We start from the raw sequence: 16,115 nt of genomic DNA, 5'->3' as shown, positions 1-16,115 counted from the left end.
CATCCCTCTCGTTGTATCGCTAATCATTATTGTATTGACTGACTGACTGCAAGTCAAATATAATGAGAAAGCAATGAAATAACTGACTGATTGTCAGTCAAAAAATAAAGGGGGAGATGTTATAATGAAACTCAGACTAATCTTGTACGTGATCGGATTCAGTGCCTTTGCCGGATCTCTTGGGCAAAATTTATATACACCCTTACTGGCCGAAATGCAGAAAAACTTACACACAACCAGTTACATGATGAGCTTGACTGTTTCTTTATTCCTGGTTGCTCTTGCTGTCATGCAGGTCATATTTGGTTCATTAGCCGATACAAAAGGCAGAAAAAAAATTCTCATACCGGCTTTATTTGTTTATGCAGCAGCGTCCCTAGGATGCGCTTTTTCCCATTCCATCGGTTTATTTCTTGTGTTCCGCGTCCTTCAGGGTATTGGTTCAGCAGCCATTCCCGTTGTTGGAGCTGCTGTTATCGGCGATATGTTCCGTGGAAATGAATTAGCCAAAGGTATGGCGACTTATCAGCTAATGTTGCTCCTTGCGCCTGCCGTTGGTCCGCTTCTCGGTGGTGTGATCGGAGAGAAATTTGGATACCAAGGCGTGTTTCTCTTTTTAACAGCTATCATAGGATTGTTATTGTTAGCCAACATGAAACTATTGATTGAAACAAACCCTCAGGGAGCGACAGCTAAGCCTTTTGCTTTGAAATCATTCGGTGTGATATTTCAAAATCATCTTAGCGCAGTCGTCTTGATATATGGTTTTGCACAAAGCGTTGTGTATTTAGTTTATATCGTATTTCTGCCGCATATCTTAGGGAATCTTCATCATATGGCCGCAGGTAAAATTGGAGCCATCCTGTTGGCCATGTCCGCTTCCACCATTATTAGTATTAAAATCGGAAGCTGGATGCGGAATCAGCTAGGTAATAAAGCGAGTTTAGTATTCGCATTTTTGTTACAATCATGTACAGTCATCTTGTTTGCTTTAACAGCACACTTGTCTCTGCCAATGTTAATTGGTGATGTCTGTTTATTTGGGTTCGCAATGGGGTTGACCGTGTCGCTTCCTGTGACCATTCTAGCCGAACAATTTCCGGAGGAGCGCGCGACTGCAATTGGCGTATACAATCTGGTTCGCTATTTGGGGATGGCGGTAGGCCCTGTGATTGGCGCTAGACTTTATTCGGATACGGATCTAAAACCCTTGTTCCTGACCAGTGGATTAGCATTTCTAGGATTAGTCTTGATTGGCGCGGCATGGATAGGTTTGAAACGTGGGGCGCTAGACAGCGGTCCTATTTTTCGAAATGGAACCAATGGTTAAATAGGCGAATACCCTATCGTACAAAGAAGTGCAGGGAGGATTTGCCGTGATACCCATGTATCCTTATTTCGGTTATGAGACACGATGCCGACTGCAGCCATTAACCTTTCCACCTCAACATCAAAACGTACAGCCCGGATTAGAGTATGTGATGAACCCAATTCCAATTTCCGATAACCCTCATTACAAAGGAAGCGGTAAGTTGGCCGGCAAAGTTGCGATCATTACAGGGGGCGACAGTGGTATTGGCCGTGCGGTGGCAATCGGATTTGCAAAAGAAGGATCAGATGTAGTCATTGTGTATTTGTATGAAAAAGAAGATGCGCATGCAACTAAGCAAATGGTCGAGTATTACGGTGGTCGATGTTTGTTGATTGAATGCGATTTAAGACAGCCACTGGCCGCTAAAGCGGTTGTGAAACAGACCTTAGAGCATTATGGGCGGTTGGATACGCTTGTATTGAATCAAGGGGTTCAATTCCCGCAAGAAAGCATAATGGATATTACGGATGAACAGCTGGAAGACACGTACCGTACGAATATATTTCCGCTATTTTATATGGCGAAAGCCGCACTTCCTTCCTTGCAGCCGGGAAGTACGATCATCTCTACGGCTTCTGTTACTGCTTATGCCGGGGCTCCGCTGCTTGTCGATTATTCCTCAACCAAAGGTGCTATCGTATCTTTTACAAGATCGTTATCTCTCCAACTAGTGAGTAAAGGAGTCCGTGTGAATGCTGTAGCTCCAGGCCCAATCTGGACACCGCTTATCGTATCCAGCTACTCTGCGGAGTATGTGAAAACTTTCGGTATGGAAACACCGATGAAACGAGCTGGGCAGCCTTTTGAGCTTGCACCGACCTACATTTATTTGGCTTCAGACGATTCGTCCTTTGTGACGGGGCAGGTTCTTCATGTGAATGGCGGCATTATGACGGAAACGTAAGGGTTGGAATTATAATTGTAAAAACTGCCGCGTATATCGCGGCTTTTTTATTTCAAAAAATTCGGTTGCAGGAAATAAATGAACTAGGAAGGAATTAATTGTAAAATGATTTTTAAAGTAGGGAGGGTTCACAATGTCTGTATCCAATCATGTTTTTAGCAAAGAGAATCCATTTAAAGCGAATATGAATTATCAATTATACCTTCCGCATGATGATGGAATAAACCGAGACACAAAATTCCCTTTAATCGTGTTTTTACATGGTGTTAAGAAACGTGGTGAAGATATTAGTTTATTAGATAACTATGGACTTACCTGGATAGCAGAAGGGAAAAGCGATTTTCCATTTATTATCGTTACGCCGCAGTGCCCCACAGACTCTAATTGGGTAGAAGAATTCCATTGCGTGAAGGCTCTGGTTGACGAAATGATCATGAATTACCCTGTAGATGCTGAGAGAGTTTACTTAACTGGATTTAGTATGGGCGGAAACGGAACATGGGATTTTGCTTCAAGAGCTCCTGAACTTTTTTCAGCTGTAGTGCCAATTTCAGGGTGGTTTGAGCCGGGGCAGGCTAATTTACTAAAGGATATACCCATTTGGGCATTTCATTGTGTGGACGATGATGTTGTTCGAGTATCCGGGACAGAAGATATGGTTAGATCGATAACAAAGATAGGTGGAAACATCAGAGCGACATACTACTCCGAGCTGGGTCACAGCCATAAAGTCATGGAAGAAACGTATAACAATCAAGAATTATATACTTGGCTTCTGAAACATAAAAGAAATGAACCAATCGGAGGATAGGAGCATGAATGTTTTGGATGTTTATCACATTGTTACTAGGAATAAGATGTCTCTTGGGCAAGTGATCTATTTTGATCATGACCAGAAAAACACATTGTACCGTTTCTTTTTTGAAAAAGAACAATTAAATGCCAAAGGCGAAGATTTTATTCAAATTCTCAATGATCATTACACGAATGATGGCTTGAAACTTGATAAAGAAAATGCCGAAGTAGCTGTTAAGTATGTAGGGCAAACAATTAGAGCTATTAGAGAAGCGCTAGTTGAGATGGTTAGACTTCAAGAATACCCTGAATATCCTTCAAGATTAACTTGTTTATATGCTGCGAAAAGTTATGGAGATGCTTTGAAATGGAAAAGTATTTTTGAATCCTATCATCGGAAAGTTTTGCAAATCGTTAAGCTTCGGGTTAATGGAAGTTACTTTGAGGGCGATGGAAATCTATTGCCTAAGGAGGATGCGATCCCTTTTTCCTTAAAAATTGAACAAGCTAGAGAATACTGGAAGGGGAATGTGAGCAACGAACTTCCGGAGCTTTTGATTAATGGAAAAATTGAAGTAATTGAAATAATAGATGAGTTCACCGCTTAAGGATTTACAAACAAACAGATTAATTTCCCCTCAAATTGGTTAATAAATTGGGACCATAAATGAAGCCAAATGAAAGGTGGTTCCAAAATGAAGAAGAAGATCGTACTTGAACAAGCTGCTCAAGATTTCGTTGAAGCTACAGCAAATCCACCATTTCTCTTTGATTTAGGACCAAAGAAAGGAAGGGAAGCTGTTGACGAAGTTCAAGACGGCCCCATAACAAAGCCGCCTGTTGACGTGGAGAATGTAACCATTCCGGGAGGGCCCAAAGGGGACATCTCTCTAACCATTTTTCGTCCACAAAACATTTCAGGTTCTCTACCTGTGATTCTCTACACCCACGGCGCTGGCTGGGTCTTCGGAAATGTCCATACGCATGACCGATTAATTCGAGAATTAGCGGTAGGGTCTCAGTCCGCGGTTGTTTTTACAAACTATAGCCTGTCGCCGGAAGCCAGATACCCTGTTGCGATTGAGGAAGTATTTACCGCGCTCAAATGGGTTGCCGAACATGGCAAAGAAAAGGGATTGCATCCAGACCATATTACAGTTGCAGGGGATAGTGTCGGTGGTAACATGAGTGCTGCCATTACCTTAATGGCCAAGGAGCGCGGTGGCCCTCAGATCCGCAAGCAGGTGCTCTTTTATCCAGTCACTGATGCATCGTTTGAGACGGACTCATATAAAGATTTTTCAACAGGATATTTCCTTCGCCAGGATGCTATGAAATGGTTCTGGGACCAATATACAACTGATCCAGGAGAAAGAGCGGAAATAACCGCCTCACCATTAAGAGCTTGCATAGAACAACTGAAAGGCCTTCCCGAAGCACTTGTCATTACGGCTGAAGCAGATGTACTAAGGGATGAAGGAGAAGCCTATGCGAATAAACTGAGAGAAGCCGGGGTTCGGGTAACAGCTGTTCGCTTCCAAGGCACTATCCATGATTTCGTTATGCTCAACGACTTAGCGGATACAGCTGCAGCTAGAGGGGCTATTCTGCTTGCAAATGCATGGATTCGCGAAAGGGAGAGAACCGCATTATAATCGGGCGTGCAGGAAATCTGAATACCTATAATTGGATCAGGGGACTATAAAAGTTAAACGATGCAATGTTATGGGGTATTCGGATGATTTTCATTGCTATGGCTGTTATATCTGTCCTTTCGGCATGGCGTTGGGGAGACTGGAGAAATTGGCAAAAATATCATGCAACAATGTTATATTTCTTGCTTGGAGACGTATTTTATGTTCTGCTGACTAAAGATTACCCGCTATGGCAGCACCAACCCAAGCCGCCAATTGATAGTACGATAGGGACTGAAATATGCTGTTTGGTTGCATTTGCAGCTACAACGCTGATATTTCTTGGTTTATACCCCAAAGGAATTGCAAAGGCAGCATTATGGATAGGATTATGGGTCGTCATATATTCCCTCATTGAGGTCATCTACATATTTACAGGAGCGATCAAACATTTTCATGGCTGGACCATGCTGTATTCCGTCGTGTTCAATATCATCACGTTCCCAATGCTTCGTTTACATTTTAGTCGCCCAATACTTACGTATGCGATTTCCATACTATTCGCTATTGGATTATTAGTCATATTCAAAGTTCCAATTCAATGATCGGTTTGGCTGAAAATAATCTTTTTATTCATCTAGACGGCTTTATTTTTCCTTTGTATAATAAAGGGAAATTATGGTATGCGTAACTGGCGAAACGTAGAGGACTACGGGGGAGCGCATATGGCATATAGCCGATCGCCTGGGCAGAGCGTTTGATCCATTGGGTCAAGTGCTCTTTTTATTTCTGAGGAGATGATGTCGATGAAGAGGACAAGGCATGTCGGAGTTGTGCTGTACGATAAGGTAGATACATTGGATTTTACCGGTCCACATGATGTTTTTGGGGTAGCTGGATACTTGGGCAGTCATTTCCAGGTCTTTACAGTAGCCGAAAAGGAAACCCCGATGACAACCGTTAGCGGCATCACGATCACGCCACAATTTAGTTTTGATACTTGCCCTGCCATTGATATTCTCATCGTGCCTGGAGGGTGGGGAGCTCGCACAGAAATAAACAATGTACGACTGATCAATTGGTTGCGTGAGGCGGCTAACAACGCTGAAATTGTTCTTTCAATATGTACTGGAGCCCTGCTGCTGGCGAAAGCGGATTTATTGGAGGGGCTTCGCGTGACAACGAATCGGATGGCGTACGACCTTTTACAAGGCATGCTTTCTCCTGGTACGACGGTTGTGAAGAATGTTCGCTATGTTGATAACGGAAGAATTGTCATGTCCGGCGGTGTAACTACAGGGTTCGATGCGGCGTTACATGTTGTAGCCAGGTTGTCCGGTGAAGCATTGGCGATGGAAACGGCAGCACGGTTGGAGTACCGCTGGCAGAGCAAACTGGACATTCGCAGAGCAGAGCTGGCAGATGCAGAGTCGGTGCGAGAGCTTTTGGTACATGCCGCCAGGTGGATTGAGCGGACGCAGGGCTTTATACAGTGGCGCGAGGAGAGGTTTTCACAATCGTATGTGTTGGATTTGATTCAACAGGATGAGTTTTTTGTGGCGCACATGGATGGAGTGCCCGTCGGCTGCTTTTCCATTCAATGGAGGGACGAAGAGATCTGGAGAGATCAGCACCATGAAAATGCTGGCTATGTACACCGATTGGCGGTCTCTCGGGACTATCCAGGCATGGGCATTGGCACGCGGTTGCTTAATTGGGCGGAAAGCTATATCAAAGAACAAGGGAAATCTTGGATACGCCTTGATTGTATGGCTGATAACGCGGCACTAAATAGATATTATACTCGTGAAGGATTTGCGTTTTGTGGACGGTATGAAGCGCAAGGATGGGCCGCGCACTTGTATGAACGGCAGATCCTTTAGTAAAATAAAATCTAGCAAAACATGTAACTTTCCTATTATCTTAGTGGCATTTAACGAAAGCGAGGAGAACGGTCATGTCATTAATCGAATTCGGTATTGTCGGCAGAGGGTGGAGAGCCGATTTTTATTTGCGGATTGCCAAAGCGCTGCCTAAGCATTTCGCCGTCCGGGCGATGCTAGTCCGTGACGAGGAACGCGGCAAGGAGATTGAAAAGGAGTGGGGTGTGAAAACCTATCGGGATATGGATTCTTTCGCTTCAAGCGGCTCACTTCAGTTCGCGGTCGTATGCGTTCCATGGGAGGCAGCGCCCGTCTGCACACTGGAACTGGCCGAGCGGGGAATTCCCGTATTGACAGAGACGCCTCCAGCTAAGGACATTCCCACCATGATCGACTTGTACGAATCGCTGAAAAAGCTGAAAGGACGCGTACAGGTAGCTGAACAATACTTGTATCAGCCGATGCATGCTGCGCGCATTGCTTTTGTGAGATCCGGCAAACTTGGCGATATTTCTCAAGCGCAAGTCTCAGCTGCGCACGGTTATCATGGAATCAGTTTGATACGAAAGCTGCTTGGCATTGATTTCGAGAATGCCGTCATCCGGGGACAGAGATTTACGTCGAATCTAGTGAAAGGACCTGGGCGTAATGGACCTCCCGAAAGTGAAATCATGGCTGATTCTGTCCAGGATATCGTTACTCTTTCCTTCGGAAATAAGCTGGCACTTTTTGATTTTACGGGAGATCAGTATTTTTCTTGGGTTCGCAAAAATCGTATACTCGTTCGTGGAAACCGCGGAGAATTAACAGACGAAACGTTCCGGTATCTACGGGATTTCAAAACACCGATATACGGTGATCTTCGAAGAATTGATACTGGCCATAACGGGAACCTTGAAGGCTATTATCACCGAGGCATTACAGCTAATGATGAATGGGTATATGAAAATCCATTTGTTCCCAGCCGATTATCTGACGATGAGCTTGCTATCGCTACGAGTTTAAATAAGATGGCGGACTATCTACAAGGTGGGCCGGAATGCTATGGGTTGGAAGAGGCCATGCAGGATCATTATTTATCTATAATGATGCAGGCGGCCATCGAGTCGGGAGAAGAGTTAACGACAACAACGCAGCCTTGGGCGCAAGGCGGTGTAAATGCTTCCTCCTAAATGAACAACTATTAGGAAGTAAGAACAGGCATATTTGAACGAGCTACCCGTATATCTTTGTTTTAATACAAGCTGGCTGCTGCCAGCACAAGACAGGACGTCAGAGGAGCGAGACGCTATGACTGATTATACGGAACGGAACCGCGAACACTGGAACACCCGTACAGCTGTCAATGCCGCAAGATACGATATCGCCGGGTTTAAGGCAGGCAAGATTACCTTGACCCCAATCGAACGAGCGGAACTCGGCGATGTTTCTTCTAAGACGCTACTACACCTTCAGTGTCACTTTGGTTTAGATACGCTCTCCTGGGCTCGTCTAGGAGCACAAGTTACTGGGGTAGATTTCTCCGAGGATGCGATTGCACTCGCCGAACGCTTGACCAAGGAAACGGGGTTAGATGCGCGTTTTCTCTGCTCGGACATTTACAAACTGCCTGAAGTGCTCGAGGATAAGTTCGATATCGTTTTTACATCGGGTGGTGTCTTGTTTTGGCTCTCAGATCTTGATCGGTGGGCGAAGATTATCGCGCATTTCCTCAAACCTGGCGGGATATTGTACTTACAGGAGGAGCATCCGTTTCTCAATGTCTTTGATGATGCTGCCGATGTGACCGAATTGCTCACACGCTATCCTTACTTTCACACGGAAGAGCCCCTTCGAATCGAGGGAATTGTTCCACATTCTGATCCAGCGGCCAATCAGCAGGGGGTTGAATATGTCTGGAGCTACAGTTTCAGCAATATAGTGAATGCCTTGATTGCTGCCGACCTGCGATTGGATTATCTCCATGAGTTTCCGTATGGGAACAACCAACGATTCCCTTTCATGGCACAAGGCGAGGACGGATGGTGGCGATGGAAAAACGCCGCTAACCATATTCCCCTCACATTCTCGCTGCAAGCCACGAAGCACGAAAAATAAAAACATCGGGAAAAAGCTTGAGAAATCAAGCTTTTTTTGTTTTTTTACAGAGTCATGTTTCCCTGTAGCTCAGGTCGGATCTTGTCGAGTTGTGTGAAAATGTTGTAAAGAGACCTCAGGTTGTTTATATAACCTTAAGGTGCACCAAATTCCCTGTTGACATTCCAACGTTATGGTAATTCATATCGGAATTCATCATGGAAGGAAATGGAGTGTGGTAGGCGTGAAAATAGGACTATTGAAAGTTGGGTTATCGCTTGCTTTATTCACTGCTCCCCTCAATGTTAAAGAAGAGGAGAAGCCTAGACTATCCTTCCCCGTTATTAGCGATATCCACGTGCAGTCATGGGATAAGCAGTCTCAAGATAAGTTTGCAGACGCACTGCAGGACTTAAACGATGTGAATCCGAGTTCCGATTTGCTTGTTATCAATGGAGATTTAACAAACGGTATGTCAGCTGACTATGAGGCATTAAATGAATTGGTGAAGTCAAATCCGCATCCGAAGAACATGGCTTGGACAATTGGGAATCATGAGTTCTATCAAGCATGGTTTGATCCAAACCGAGTATGGCGCGCAGAATTATTCCCCAATAAGGAGACGGAGCAAGCTTCCATATCCCGATTCTTACAGCTTACAGGTGAGAAACAAGTCTACTATGACAGGTTCATTCAAGGGTATCATTTTATTTTTCTTGGATCCGAGCAATATCGGCAATCCAATGAGGCGAATCTGGAAGATGCTTATTTATCTCAAAAGCAATTGGACTGGTTGAGCACGAAGTTGAGGGATGATGTAGATGCCGATAAGCCGGTTTTCGTTTTTTTGCATCAACCTTTACCCAATAGTGTGGCGGGCACGCATTTCTGCTGTACGAATAACAGAGCGATCGTTCAACATGAGGAATTGAAAAAAATATTGTCGGGTTACCCGCAAGTGATCTTCTTCTCCGGCCACACGCATTGGGAATTAAAGTCACCAGATACACTTGTAAAGGATAGATTCACCATGGTCAATTCATCGTCTGTCCAACAGACATGGACAAACAACGGCAACGGCGGCGAAGTGGCGTTAGGCCCGGAAGAAAGCGAAGGTCTGTATGTTGAGGTCTACAAGGATAAAGTGGCAATTAAAGGACGTGATTTTTATCGTCACCGTTATATTCAAGAGGCACAATTCTTAGTCGCATTGGGGGGAAATGACAAAGAGCCAGAACGCTTTCACATCGCGGAAGGATTGCCGCTAGCGGAACTATTTCATTGGTTAAACATGCTTGGAAAAGACTGGCTTAAAGGTTAGGATGCGTATTGCCCTTTTTTGCAACTTCTGATAAGATGAACCTAAACTTATTAAATGAATTTAATAAGTGATATTGTTTTTAATAGGAAAGGTTCTGATCGATATGACAAATGTCTTCAAGACGCCGAAAGAGCTAAGCGAACCGTTAATCTACCGTATCCGCGCAGGACTCATCTTATTAGGAAGCGCAACAAAAGCGGAGCTCAGTCAGAGATTGGGGATCAGCTTTCCGACGATTAGCAAATTTATTGCTCAGATGGAGAAGGACGGAGAAATCCGTTATTCCGGCGATGATGATTCCAGCGGAGGCAGGAGGGCAAAGCGGTATACCTATGATCCTGAGTTCATGCTGGGACTGGCCATTTTTATCGAGAAAAATGAAACGAATTATTCGATATTCAACTGTCTTGGGGAGGTCAAAGAGCAGGGGACCAAACCAAGTGTCATACAACAAGATGCGCAATTGCTGGGAGATCTTATTGAAACGTTGATTGAGAAATATCCAAGGCTTCGTTCCATAGCGATTGGAGTGCCAGGCGCGGTCGACAATGGCAAAATCATTTTTATCCCTCCTTATCAGCAGTACTTTAACTATGATCTGAAAGGGGAATTCGAATCCAAATTTCAGATACCGGTCGTGGTTGAAAATGATATGAATGCATCGGTGCTTGGTTATGCGTCAAACTATGAGATAGAGAATGAATCGTTGATCTATCTGTATTTCGGCCAGAACGGACCAGGGTCCGGCATCATGATCAATGGCGACGTTGTGCGGGGCAGTACCTTCTTCTCAGGTGAAATTTCATTCGTACCCCAGTATGAGAATAAGACGTTCCTGCAAGCCTTGAAAAATGGAGGCAGCAACCATCGAATGTTATTAGCTGAAGAGGGGCAGATTGATGCGATCGCACGATTAATTGCCACATTCACTGCCATTATCAACCCTCGGACAGTCGTTTTCTGTGATGATGAAGTAGACGAGGCGCTCTTGGATAAAATTGCAGCTAGAAGCTCGGCCTACATCCCGCAGGAACATTTGCCTCAACTCTTGAGGAGCAATTGGAGAGAGGACTACCTGGCCGGCTTGCAGAATTTAGCATTAAATTTGATGATTACGGATAGTTAAGAACGGAACGAAAGAAGCGCTGCTACAGTCATGCTGAGTAGGGCTTCTTTTCTATTTTATGGAATAAAACAGCATGAAATCACGCATGATATAAACCGAGACTTGAGGAAAGGGGGAAGTAGCATGGAGATGAGCATTCCTGCGGATGTATACGAAAATGTACAGATGAATTATGATGCATTGCAGCATATTTTTCATAATTGTTCCGATATCGTATTCCGACCTTTAAAACTTATGGATCATTCGAATATTCTACTCGTTTATATTGAAGAAATGACAGACTCGGATCGATTGGAGCAAATTATTTCGGCGTGTATGTTGAGTCGCGATTTCACAAGGCTGACACAGTATACACCCGTTTATCAATTATCTAAAATTGTTGCAGAAGTTTTGAAGGGCTGTACGGCTATTTTTCTGGACGGCAAGCCTTTTGCTTACATAGCGGACCTAACTGACTTCAAACAACGTGCAATTAATGAACCCTCGAATGAAGCCTCGATTCGTGGACCGCGTGAGGGTTTTACTGAAGATCTTAGAACGAATTTAAGCATGATTCGAAGAAAAATAAGCCATTCGACCTTAAAATTCGAAATGCATCAAGCAGGAGACTTGACCAATACCGATTTTGTCGTGGCCTATATCGAAGAGCAAGTGAAACCGGAGTTGCTTCAGGAAGTCAGACGAAGACTTCATTCTTTTCAAACGAATCAACTGCTGGATTCCGGCTATATCGAAGAATTTATCGAGGATAAGTCCTTATCTTTTTTTCCGCAAATCCAAAATACAGAGCGTCCAGACACCGTATCCGCAAGTCTGCTAGCAGGCAGAGTAGCCATAATCGTCGACGGTTCTCCGAACGCTTTATTGCTGCCTATGACATTTTGGTCTGGCTTTCAAGCAGCAGAAGATCATTATGAACGCTTCTTATACGTTTCGGCAGTCAGAATTATACGTTTCTTGCTAACCCTTGTGTCTTGCTTACTACCTTCTGTGTATGTTGCGCTTACGACGTTTCATCCGCAAATGATTCCACTAGCCTTAATGCTTAGTATATCGGTATCTAGAGAAGGCATACCGTTTCCAACCGTGATTGAAACACTATTAATGGAACTGATGTTTGAGGGATTGCGGGAAGCCGGTCTCCGGCTGCCGAAAGCCATAGGTTCCGCTGTGAGCATCGTAGGGGCGCTAGTTATCGGGGAGGCTGCCGTGCAAGCGGGGTTTATCTCAGCTCCGATTGTCATGATCGTTGCCGGTACAGGAATCGCATCGTTTGCTTTTCCGAGCTATAGTTTAGCATTGCCGTATCGAATACTAAGATTTCCACTTCTCATAATGGGCGGATTCTTAGGTTTGTATGGTGTTGCCATCGGGATCATGTTCGTCATGATTCATCTTGTGACACTGAAGTCATTCGGTGTTCCTTATTTAAGCCCGGTAACGCCATTTGGTAAAAAATTCTGGAAGGACACGCTTATACGAATGAATAGAAAATACGTATCAGCATCGCGAAAACAATGAAGAAACTGTGTTTAATTCTGTCTTTGACAGTAACTCTATTCATCTCCGGTTGTTGGGATAGGAATGAAATTAATGATTACGCTTTCTGGATAGGGACGGCCCTAGATCTATCAGAAAACGGTAAACTTACCAAAAGCGCTCAGGTTGCAGTTCCTGCTGACTTTAAAAGCAGCAAAGGTGGAGGGGGATCTGAACAAAGGGCTAACATTGTCCTCACAGCTTCCGGAACCACCATCGGAGATTTGACACAACAAATTCAAGACAAGCTTCCCAGGAAAGTTTTTCTTGGACACCGCAGGTCTATTTTTATTGGCGAAAAGCTAGCAAAAAGAGGTTTGGTTGATATTATGGATCAATTTACACGAAATACCGATACACGAATGCGCACTGATATTTTCGTTGTAAATAATGGAGAAGGAAAAGACGTTTTGAAAATCAATAGCCCGTTTAGTCAGTTCTCAGCGATTGTGGCTGTTGATCAAGACCGGTTTTGCCGGTTAGGGGACACGGCATTACGAGACGTCTTACTTGATATAGGGCGAGATGGCATCCGGCCATCCATGCCGATGGTTGAAATTACGCCGAAGAATGAGCAAGAGAAAAATGAAATCATCGAAGTGAAATCCGTAGCTATTTTTAATAAAAACTTGGCTATGGTCGGAGAAGTGAGCGGAAGAGAGTCGCTGGAATTGTTCTGGGTGAAAGGCGTGTTAAAGGATCAATTCCTTACAGAAGAAACCGAGGAAGGCAGCATATCGTTATACGAATCCAACTTAAAAAAATCCATTCGTACGGAAGTAAACGGCAATACAATTAAAGCCTACGTCAAGTTAGAGGGAACAGGAAGAGTTCTTGAGAATAACACGGATATTGATATTTCAGTCTCGTCAGAACGTATCCCGCTGGAAAGAAAGCTTAATGAAATGAAAGCTAAGAAAGTTGAAGCAACGATTAAGAAAATGCAACAACAGCATGGTCAAGATGTATTTGGGATCGGTGAGGAAATTCATAGAGACCATCCTTACCAATGGAAGGAAATTCGGGATAAATGGGATCAACTATTCCCGACTGTTGAAGTATCTGTGTCGGTTAAGTTGAAAATTCAGAATACGGGGGATATTGGCAAGCGCATCCCGGGAATAGGAGATAGAACGTGAAAATTACGCGTTGGCAATTGTTTTGGATGTTCACAACATTAGAAATTTCAATGAGTATTTGGCTCACGGTATCTCCTACAATTGAGACGGCCAGACAGGATGCTTGGATATCACTGCTCTTGGCAGGGGTAATTGGCATTGCTGTGACATTGATTTTAGTCCTCGTTAGCCAGCGACATTCAGCTTACACCCTGGTCGAGTTTGCACAGAAGCTGTGTGGAAAGTGGGTGGGAAAGTTAATCGCTGCGTTGTACATTCTGGTATGGTTTTCTGTATCTGCGGATATTTTGCGAATATTCTCCTTATTTATTAAGCAATTTCTTTTTCACGACACACCGATTTGGGTCATCGCAATTCTGATGGTCTCCGCTATGGTCTACATCAATTATGCGGGAAACATCGAAGCAATTGCTCGCTTCAGTGAATTGGCAGGCCCCTTACTGCTGATCGGCATTCTCATCACATTCGGATTAAATGTAACGAATCTGCATCCAGAACTAATTTTACCTGTATTTGCAGACTCAGGGGCTGTGCCAATTCTGAAGGGTTCATTCGTGAACGCATCATTTCTTGGAGAGTCTATGATGATCATGATGTTAACGCCTTTTATCGTGAACTCGCAAAAGATGCTGAAACCCGCACTGCTAGCAATTTGTGTTCCATCCTTGGTTGCTGTTCTTACGGCAATTTTTGTTGTTATGACATTTGGAACGAATATTGGATCAACCTTAATTTATCCGTATTTTAGTATGGTTCGATTTATTAATTATCTGGAGTTCATTCAAAATATGGATGTCTGGATCATGTTTATTTGGATTTTCAGCGTTTTCGTCAAGTTAGCCATATACTTGTTTATTAACAGTTATGGAACTGCGCAATTACTAGGCGTCAAGAACTGGCGTATTCTCATCGGATTTGCTGCGATTGTCATTTTTGCTATTTCCTTAACACCTGCGAATATCATAGGTCTATTGGATTACGCGAAGTTGGTATGGATCATTTACATTTTCCCAATTTTCATTGTGGGCTTGCCGATCCTTTTATTGTTCATTAGCTTCCTAAGAGGCCGCTCGCTCGCACATGAATAGCAAGAGATTGTTTAGAATTATTGATAGCTAACGGGGATAGATGCTGAGTTGACTAATAGGAATATGAAGTGTATTTTAAAATAGATTGATCGTTCAATTCATAATGGGAAAGGAGGAGCAGAATGTTTGGTGAATACAACAAGGTGCAGCAGGCCGTTCTGGAAACAACACTTCATATCATCATTCAGAAGGAACTACAAGCGACTTCCATGGCATTAATAGCCAAAGAATCCGGTGTATCAACAGGGAACATTTATCATTACTTTAAAAGCAAGGAAGATATTGTCAACGAACTCTATAAAGCAATTGTCACTTTTAATGGACATTATGTACGCGAAGGTTTAAAACAGGGTACAACGATCCGTGAGAAGTTTGAGCTGGGCTGGAAAAGGGTCATTGATTTGGGTAAAAAATATCCGCAGGGGTTTCAATTTATCGAGCAGTATTCGTTCTCGCCCTACATCCATGATGAGGTGAAGCGAGAGGTTTATACAGGTGGTTGGTGTGATCCCATGAATCACTTATATGAAGAAGCCATTAAACAAAAGTTGTTTGTGCCGATGGATGCGCAAATGATGGTTCAAATGCACTATGGGTCGTTCGTCTATATGTTAAAAGGTCAATTGTATGGGATATTCGAGTTAACGAATGAAAGTATCAACGATGCTATCTGTTCCTGCTGGAATGCCGTTTCTCCTAAGGATGATTTGTGAATACAAAGGGGACTTCTCTTTAAAATAGAATGTCAAAAATAGCCGCGAATCGCGGCTATTTTTTATGACAAATTAATGATTTAGAATTTTGTTGGCAAGAGCGGTAAGCTGCGAACGTTCAGCTTGGGTTAGATTTGCGGTGATGGCAAGGATTTGATTCTTAATCTCCTGACTCGCTACTTGAATAAGTTGCTTACCGGCAGGAGTTACACTTACATGAAATCCACGTCGGTCGACCGGAGAAATTGTCCGTTGGACAAGCCCTCGGCGTTCAGCGCGATCGATTAGACCAGTAATGCTGGATTTATCAAGATTAAGGTACTGGGCTAGCTGCATCATGCTAGGTTCTCGATCCCGCAGGATGCCAAGCAAGCGAATTTGTATGATTGAAAGATCATGCTCTGCTCCGACTTGGCCAAGAATAGAGTGAACGGTGAAAGAGAGTTGTACCAGTCCATCAAGGAACGATGGATCAATCGTATGAGTTGTTGGGTCATTATTCATTATTATTTCACTCCAAAAATG

General features: G+C 43.7%; 16 protein-coding genes and 1 riboswitch. Of the genes, 15 read left to right on the top strand and 1 reads right to left on the bottom strand.

What is annotated here, in order from left to right:
• Window positions 1-124: 124 nt before the first annotated feature.
• The 15 genes from ACKTT9_RS21510 (at window position 125) to ACKTT9_RS21440 (ending at window position 15,590) form a co-directional block, all read left to right on the top strand.
• Complete coding sequence (locus ACKTT9_RS21510; RefSeq protein ID WP_407867553.1) at window positions 125-1,330, top strand: MFS transporter; 1,206 nt, start codon at window positions 125-127, stop codon at window positions 1,328-1,330.
• Between the two features lie 46 nt (window positions 1,331-1,376).
• Complete coding sequence (locus ACKTT9_RS21505; RefSeq protein ID WP_407867552.1) at window positions 1,377-2,276, top strand: SDR family oxidoreductase; 900 nt, start codon at window positions 1,377-1,379, stop codon at window positions 2,274-2,276.
• 133 nt (window positions 2,277-2,409) lie between these two features.
• Window positions 2,410-3,087 carry a dienelactone hydrolase family protein gene (locus ACKTT9_RS21500; protein WP_407867551.1) on the top strand — a complete coding sequence of 226 codons (678 nt, stop codon included), beginning with the start codon at window positions 2,410-2,412 and terminating at the stop codon, window positions 3,085-3,087.
• Window positions 3,088-3,091: 4 nt separating this feature from the next.
• Window positions 3,092-3,679, top strand: a complete 588-nt coding sequence (locus tag ACKTT9_RS21495; RefSeq protein WP_407867550.1) for a DUF2441 domain-containing protein — start codon at window positions 3,092-3,094, stop codon at window positions 3,677-3,679.
• A gap of 87 nt (window positions 3,680-3,766) precedes the next feature.
• Complete coding sequence (locus tag ACKTT9_RS21490) at window positions 3,767-4,726, top strand: alpha/beta hydrolase (RefSeq protein ID WP_407867549.1); 960 nt, start codon at window positions 3,767-3,769, stop codon at window positions 4,724-4,726.
• An 83-nt stretch (window positions 4,727-4,809) separates the two neighbouring features.
• The gene (locus ACKTT9_RS21485; RefSeq protein WP_407867548.1) at window positions 4,810-5,310 is read left to right on the top strand and encodes a CBO0543 family protein; all 501 of its coding nucleotides are present in this window, start codon (window positions 4,810-4,812) and stop codon (window positions 5,308-5,310) included.
• 72 nt (window positions 5,311-5,382) lie between these two features.
• Window positions 5,383-5,462: riboswitch (ZMP/ZTP riboswitch) on the top strand.
• A gap of 49 nt (window positions 5,463-5,511) precedes the next feature.
• Entirely contained in the window at window positions 5,512-6,588 is a 1,077-nt protein-coding gene (locus ACKTT9_RS21480; RefSeq protein ID WP_407867547.1) for a GNAT family N-acetyltransferase, read from the top strand.
• Between the two features lie 74 nt (window positions 6,589-6,662).
• Entirely contained in the window at window positions 6,663-7,760 is a 1,098-nt protein-coding gene (locus ACKTT9_RS21475) for a Gfo/Idh/MocA family protein (protein ID WP_407867546.1), read from the top strand.
• 118 nt (window positions 7,761-7,878) lie between these two features.
• The gene (locus ACKTT9_RS21470) at window positions 7,879-8,685 is read left to right on the top strand and encodes a class I SAM-dependent methyltransferase (RefSeq protein ID WP_407867545.1); all 807 of its coding nucleotides are present in this window, start codon (window positions 7,879-7,881) and stop codon (window positions 8,683-8,685) included.
• Window positions 8,686-8,908: 223 nt separating this feature from the next.
• Window positions 8,909-9,985: a metallophosphoesterase family protein gene (locus tag ACKTT9_RS21465; protein WP_407867544.1), complete on the top strand. Its 1,077-nt coding sequence runs from the start codon at window positions 8,909-8,911 to the stop codon at window positions 9,983-9,985.
• A 103-nt stretch (window positions 9,986-10,088) separates the two neighbouring features.
• A complete protein-coding gene (locus tag ACKTT9_RS21460) occupies window positions 10,089-11,111 on the top strand; it encodes an ROK family protein (protein ID WP_407867543.1) in 1,023 nt (340 codons plus the stop codon).
• Window positions 11,112-11,234: 123 nt separating this feature from the next.
• Window positions 11,235-12,632: a spore germination protein gene (locus tag ACKTT9_RS21455; protein WP_407867542.1), complete on the top strand. Its 1,398-nt coding sequence runs from the start codon at window positions 11,235-11,237 to the stop codon at window positions 12,630-12,632.
• The gene (locus ACKTT9_RS21450; RefSeq protein WP_407867541.1) at window positions 12,629-13,789 is read left to right on the top strand and encodes a Ger(x)C family spore germination protein; all 1,161 of its coding nucleotides are present in this window, start codon (window positions 12,629-12,631) and stop codon (window positions 13,787-13,789) included. Before ACKTT9_RS21455 ends, ACKTT9_RS21450 begins: the two co-directional genes overlap by 4 nt.
• Entirely contained in the window at window positions 13,786-14,877 is a 1,092-nt protein-coding gene (locus ACKTT9_RS21445; protein WP_407867540.1) for an endospore germination permease, read from the top strand. Before ACKTT9_RS21450 ends, ACKTT9_RS21445 begins: the two co-directional genes overlap by 4 nt.
• A gap of 122 nt (window positions 14,878-14,999) precedes the next feature.
• Window positions 15,000-15,590, top strand: a complete 591-nt coding sequence (locus ACKTT9_RS21440; RefSeq protein ID WP_407867539.1) for a TetR/AcrR family transcriptional regulator — start codon at window positions 15,000-15,002, stop codon at window positions 15,588-15,590.
• A gap of 72 nt (window positions 15,591-15,662) precedes the next feature.
• Here ACKTT9_RS21440 and ACKTT9_RS21435 read toward each other — a convergent pair whose 3' ends face one another.
• Window positions 15,663-16,094, bottom strand: coding sequence for a MarR family winged helix-turn-helix transcriptional regulator (locus ACKTT9_RS21435; protein ID WP_407867538.1), 432 nt, complete (start codon window positions 16,092-16,094; stop codon window positions 15,663-15,665).
• Window positions 16,095-16,115: the final 21 nt, after the last annotated feature.

Source organism: Paenibacillus sp. P36 (genome assembly GCF_045866505.1).
GTDB lineage: Bacteria > Bacillota > Bacilli > Paenibacillales > NBRC-103111 > Paenibacillus_E > Paenibacillus_E chondroitinus.
Note: the sequence above shows the minus strand (reverse complement) of the source record. Positions and strands in the feature narration are given on the sequence as shown.

Coding starts and splice junctions, on each gene's coding strand:
- ACKTT9_RS21460 (WP_407867543.1), top strand. CDS start 10,089: ATGACAAATGTCTTCAAGACGCCGAAAGAGCTAAGCGAACCGTTAATC.
- ACKTT9_RS21455 (WP_407867542.1), top strand. CDS start 11,235: ATGGAGATGAGCATTCCTGCGGATGTATACGAAAATGTACAGATGAAT.
- ACKTT9_RS21480 (WP_407867547.1), top strand. CDS start 5,512: ATGAAGAGGACAAGGCATGTCGGAGTTGTGCTGTACGATAAGGTAGAT.
- ACKTT9_RS21435 (WP_407867538.1), bottom strand. CDS start 16,094: ATGAATAATGACCCAACAACTCATACGATTGATCCATCGTTCCTTGAT.
- ACKTT9_RS21490 (WP_407867549.1), top strand. CDS start 3,767: ATGAAGAAGAAGATCGTACTTGAACAAGCTGCTCAAGATTTCGTTGAA.
- ACKTT9_RS21510 (WP_407867553.1), top strand. CDS start 125: ATGAAACTCAGACTAATCTTGTACGTGATCGGATTCAGTGCCTTTGCC.
- ACKTT9_RS21495 (WP_407867550.1), top strand. CDS start 3,092: ATGAATGTTTTGGATGTTTATCACATTGTTACTAGGAATAAGATGTCT.
- ACKTT9_RS21500 (WP_407867551.1), top strand. CDS start 2,410: ATGTCTGTATCCAATCATGTTTTTAGCAAAGAGAATCCATTTAAAGCG.
- ACKTT9_RS21450 (WP_407867541.1), top strand. CDS start 12,629: ATGAAGAAACTGTGTTTAATTCTGTCTTTGACAGTAACTCTATTCATC.
- ACKTT9_RS21470 (WP_407867545.1), top strand. CDS start 7,879: ATGACTGATTATACGGAACGGAACCGCGAACACTGGAACACCCGTACA.
- ACKTT9_RS21485 (WP_407867548.1), top strand. CDS start 4,810: ATGATTTTCATTGCTATGGCTGTTATATCTGTCCTTTCGGCATGGCGT.
- ACKTT9_RS21440 (WP_407867539.1), top strand. CDS start 15,000: ATGTTTGGTGAATACAACAAGGTGCAGCAGGCCGTTCTGGAAACAACA.
- ACKTT9_RS21475 (WP_407867546.1), top strand. CDS start 6,663: ATGTCATTAATCGAATTCGGTATTGTCGGCAGAGGGTGGAGAGCCGAT.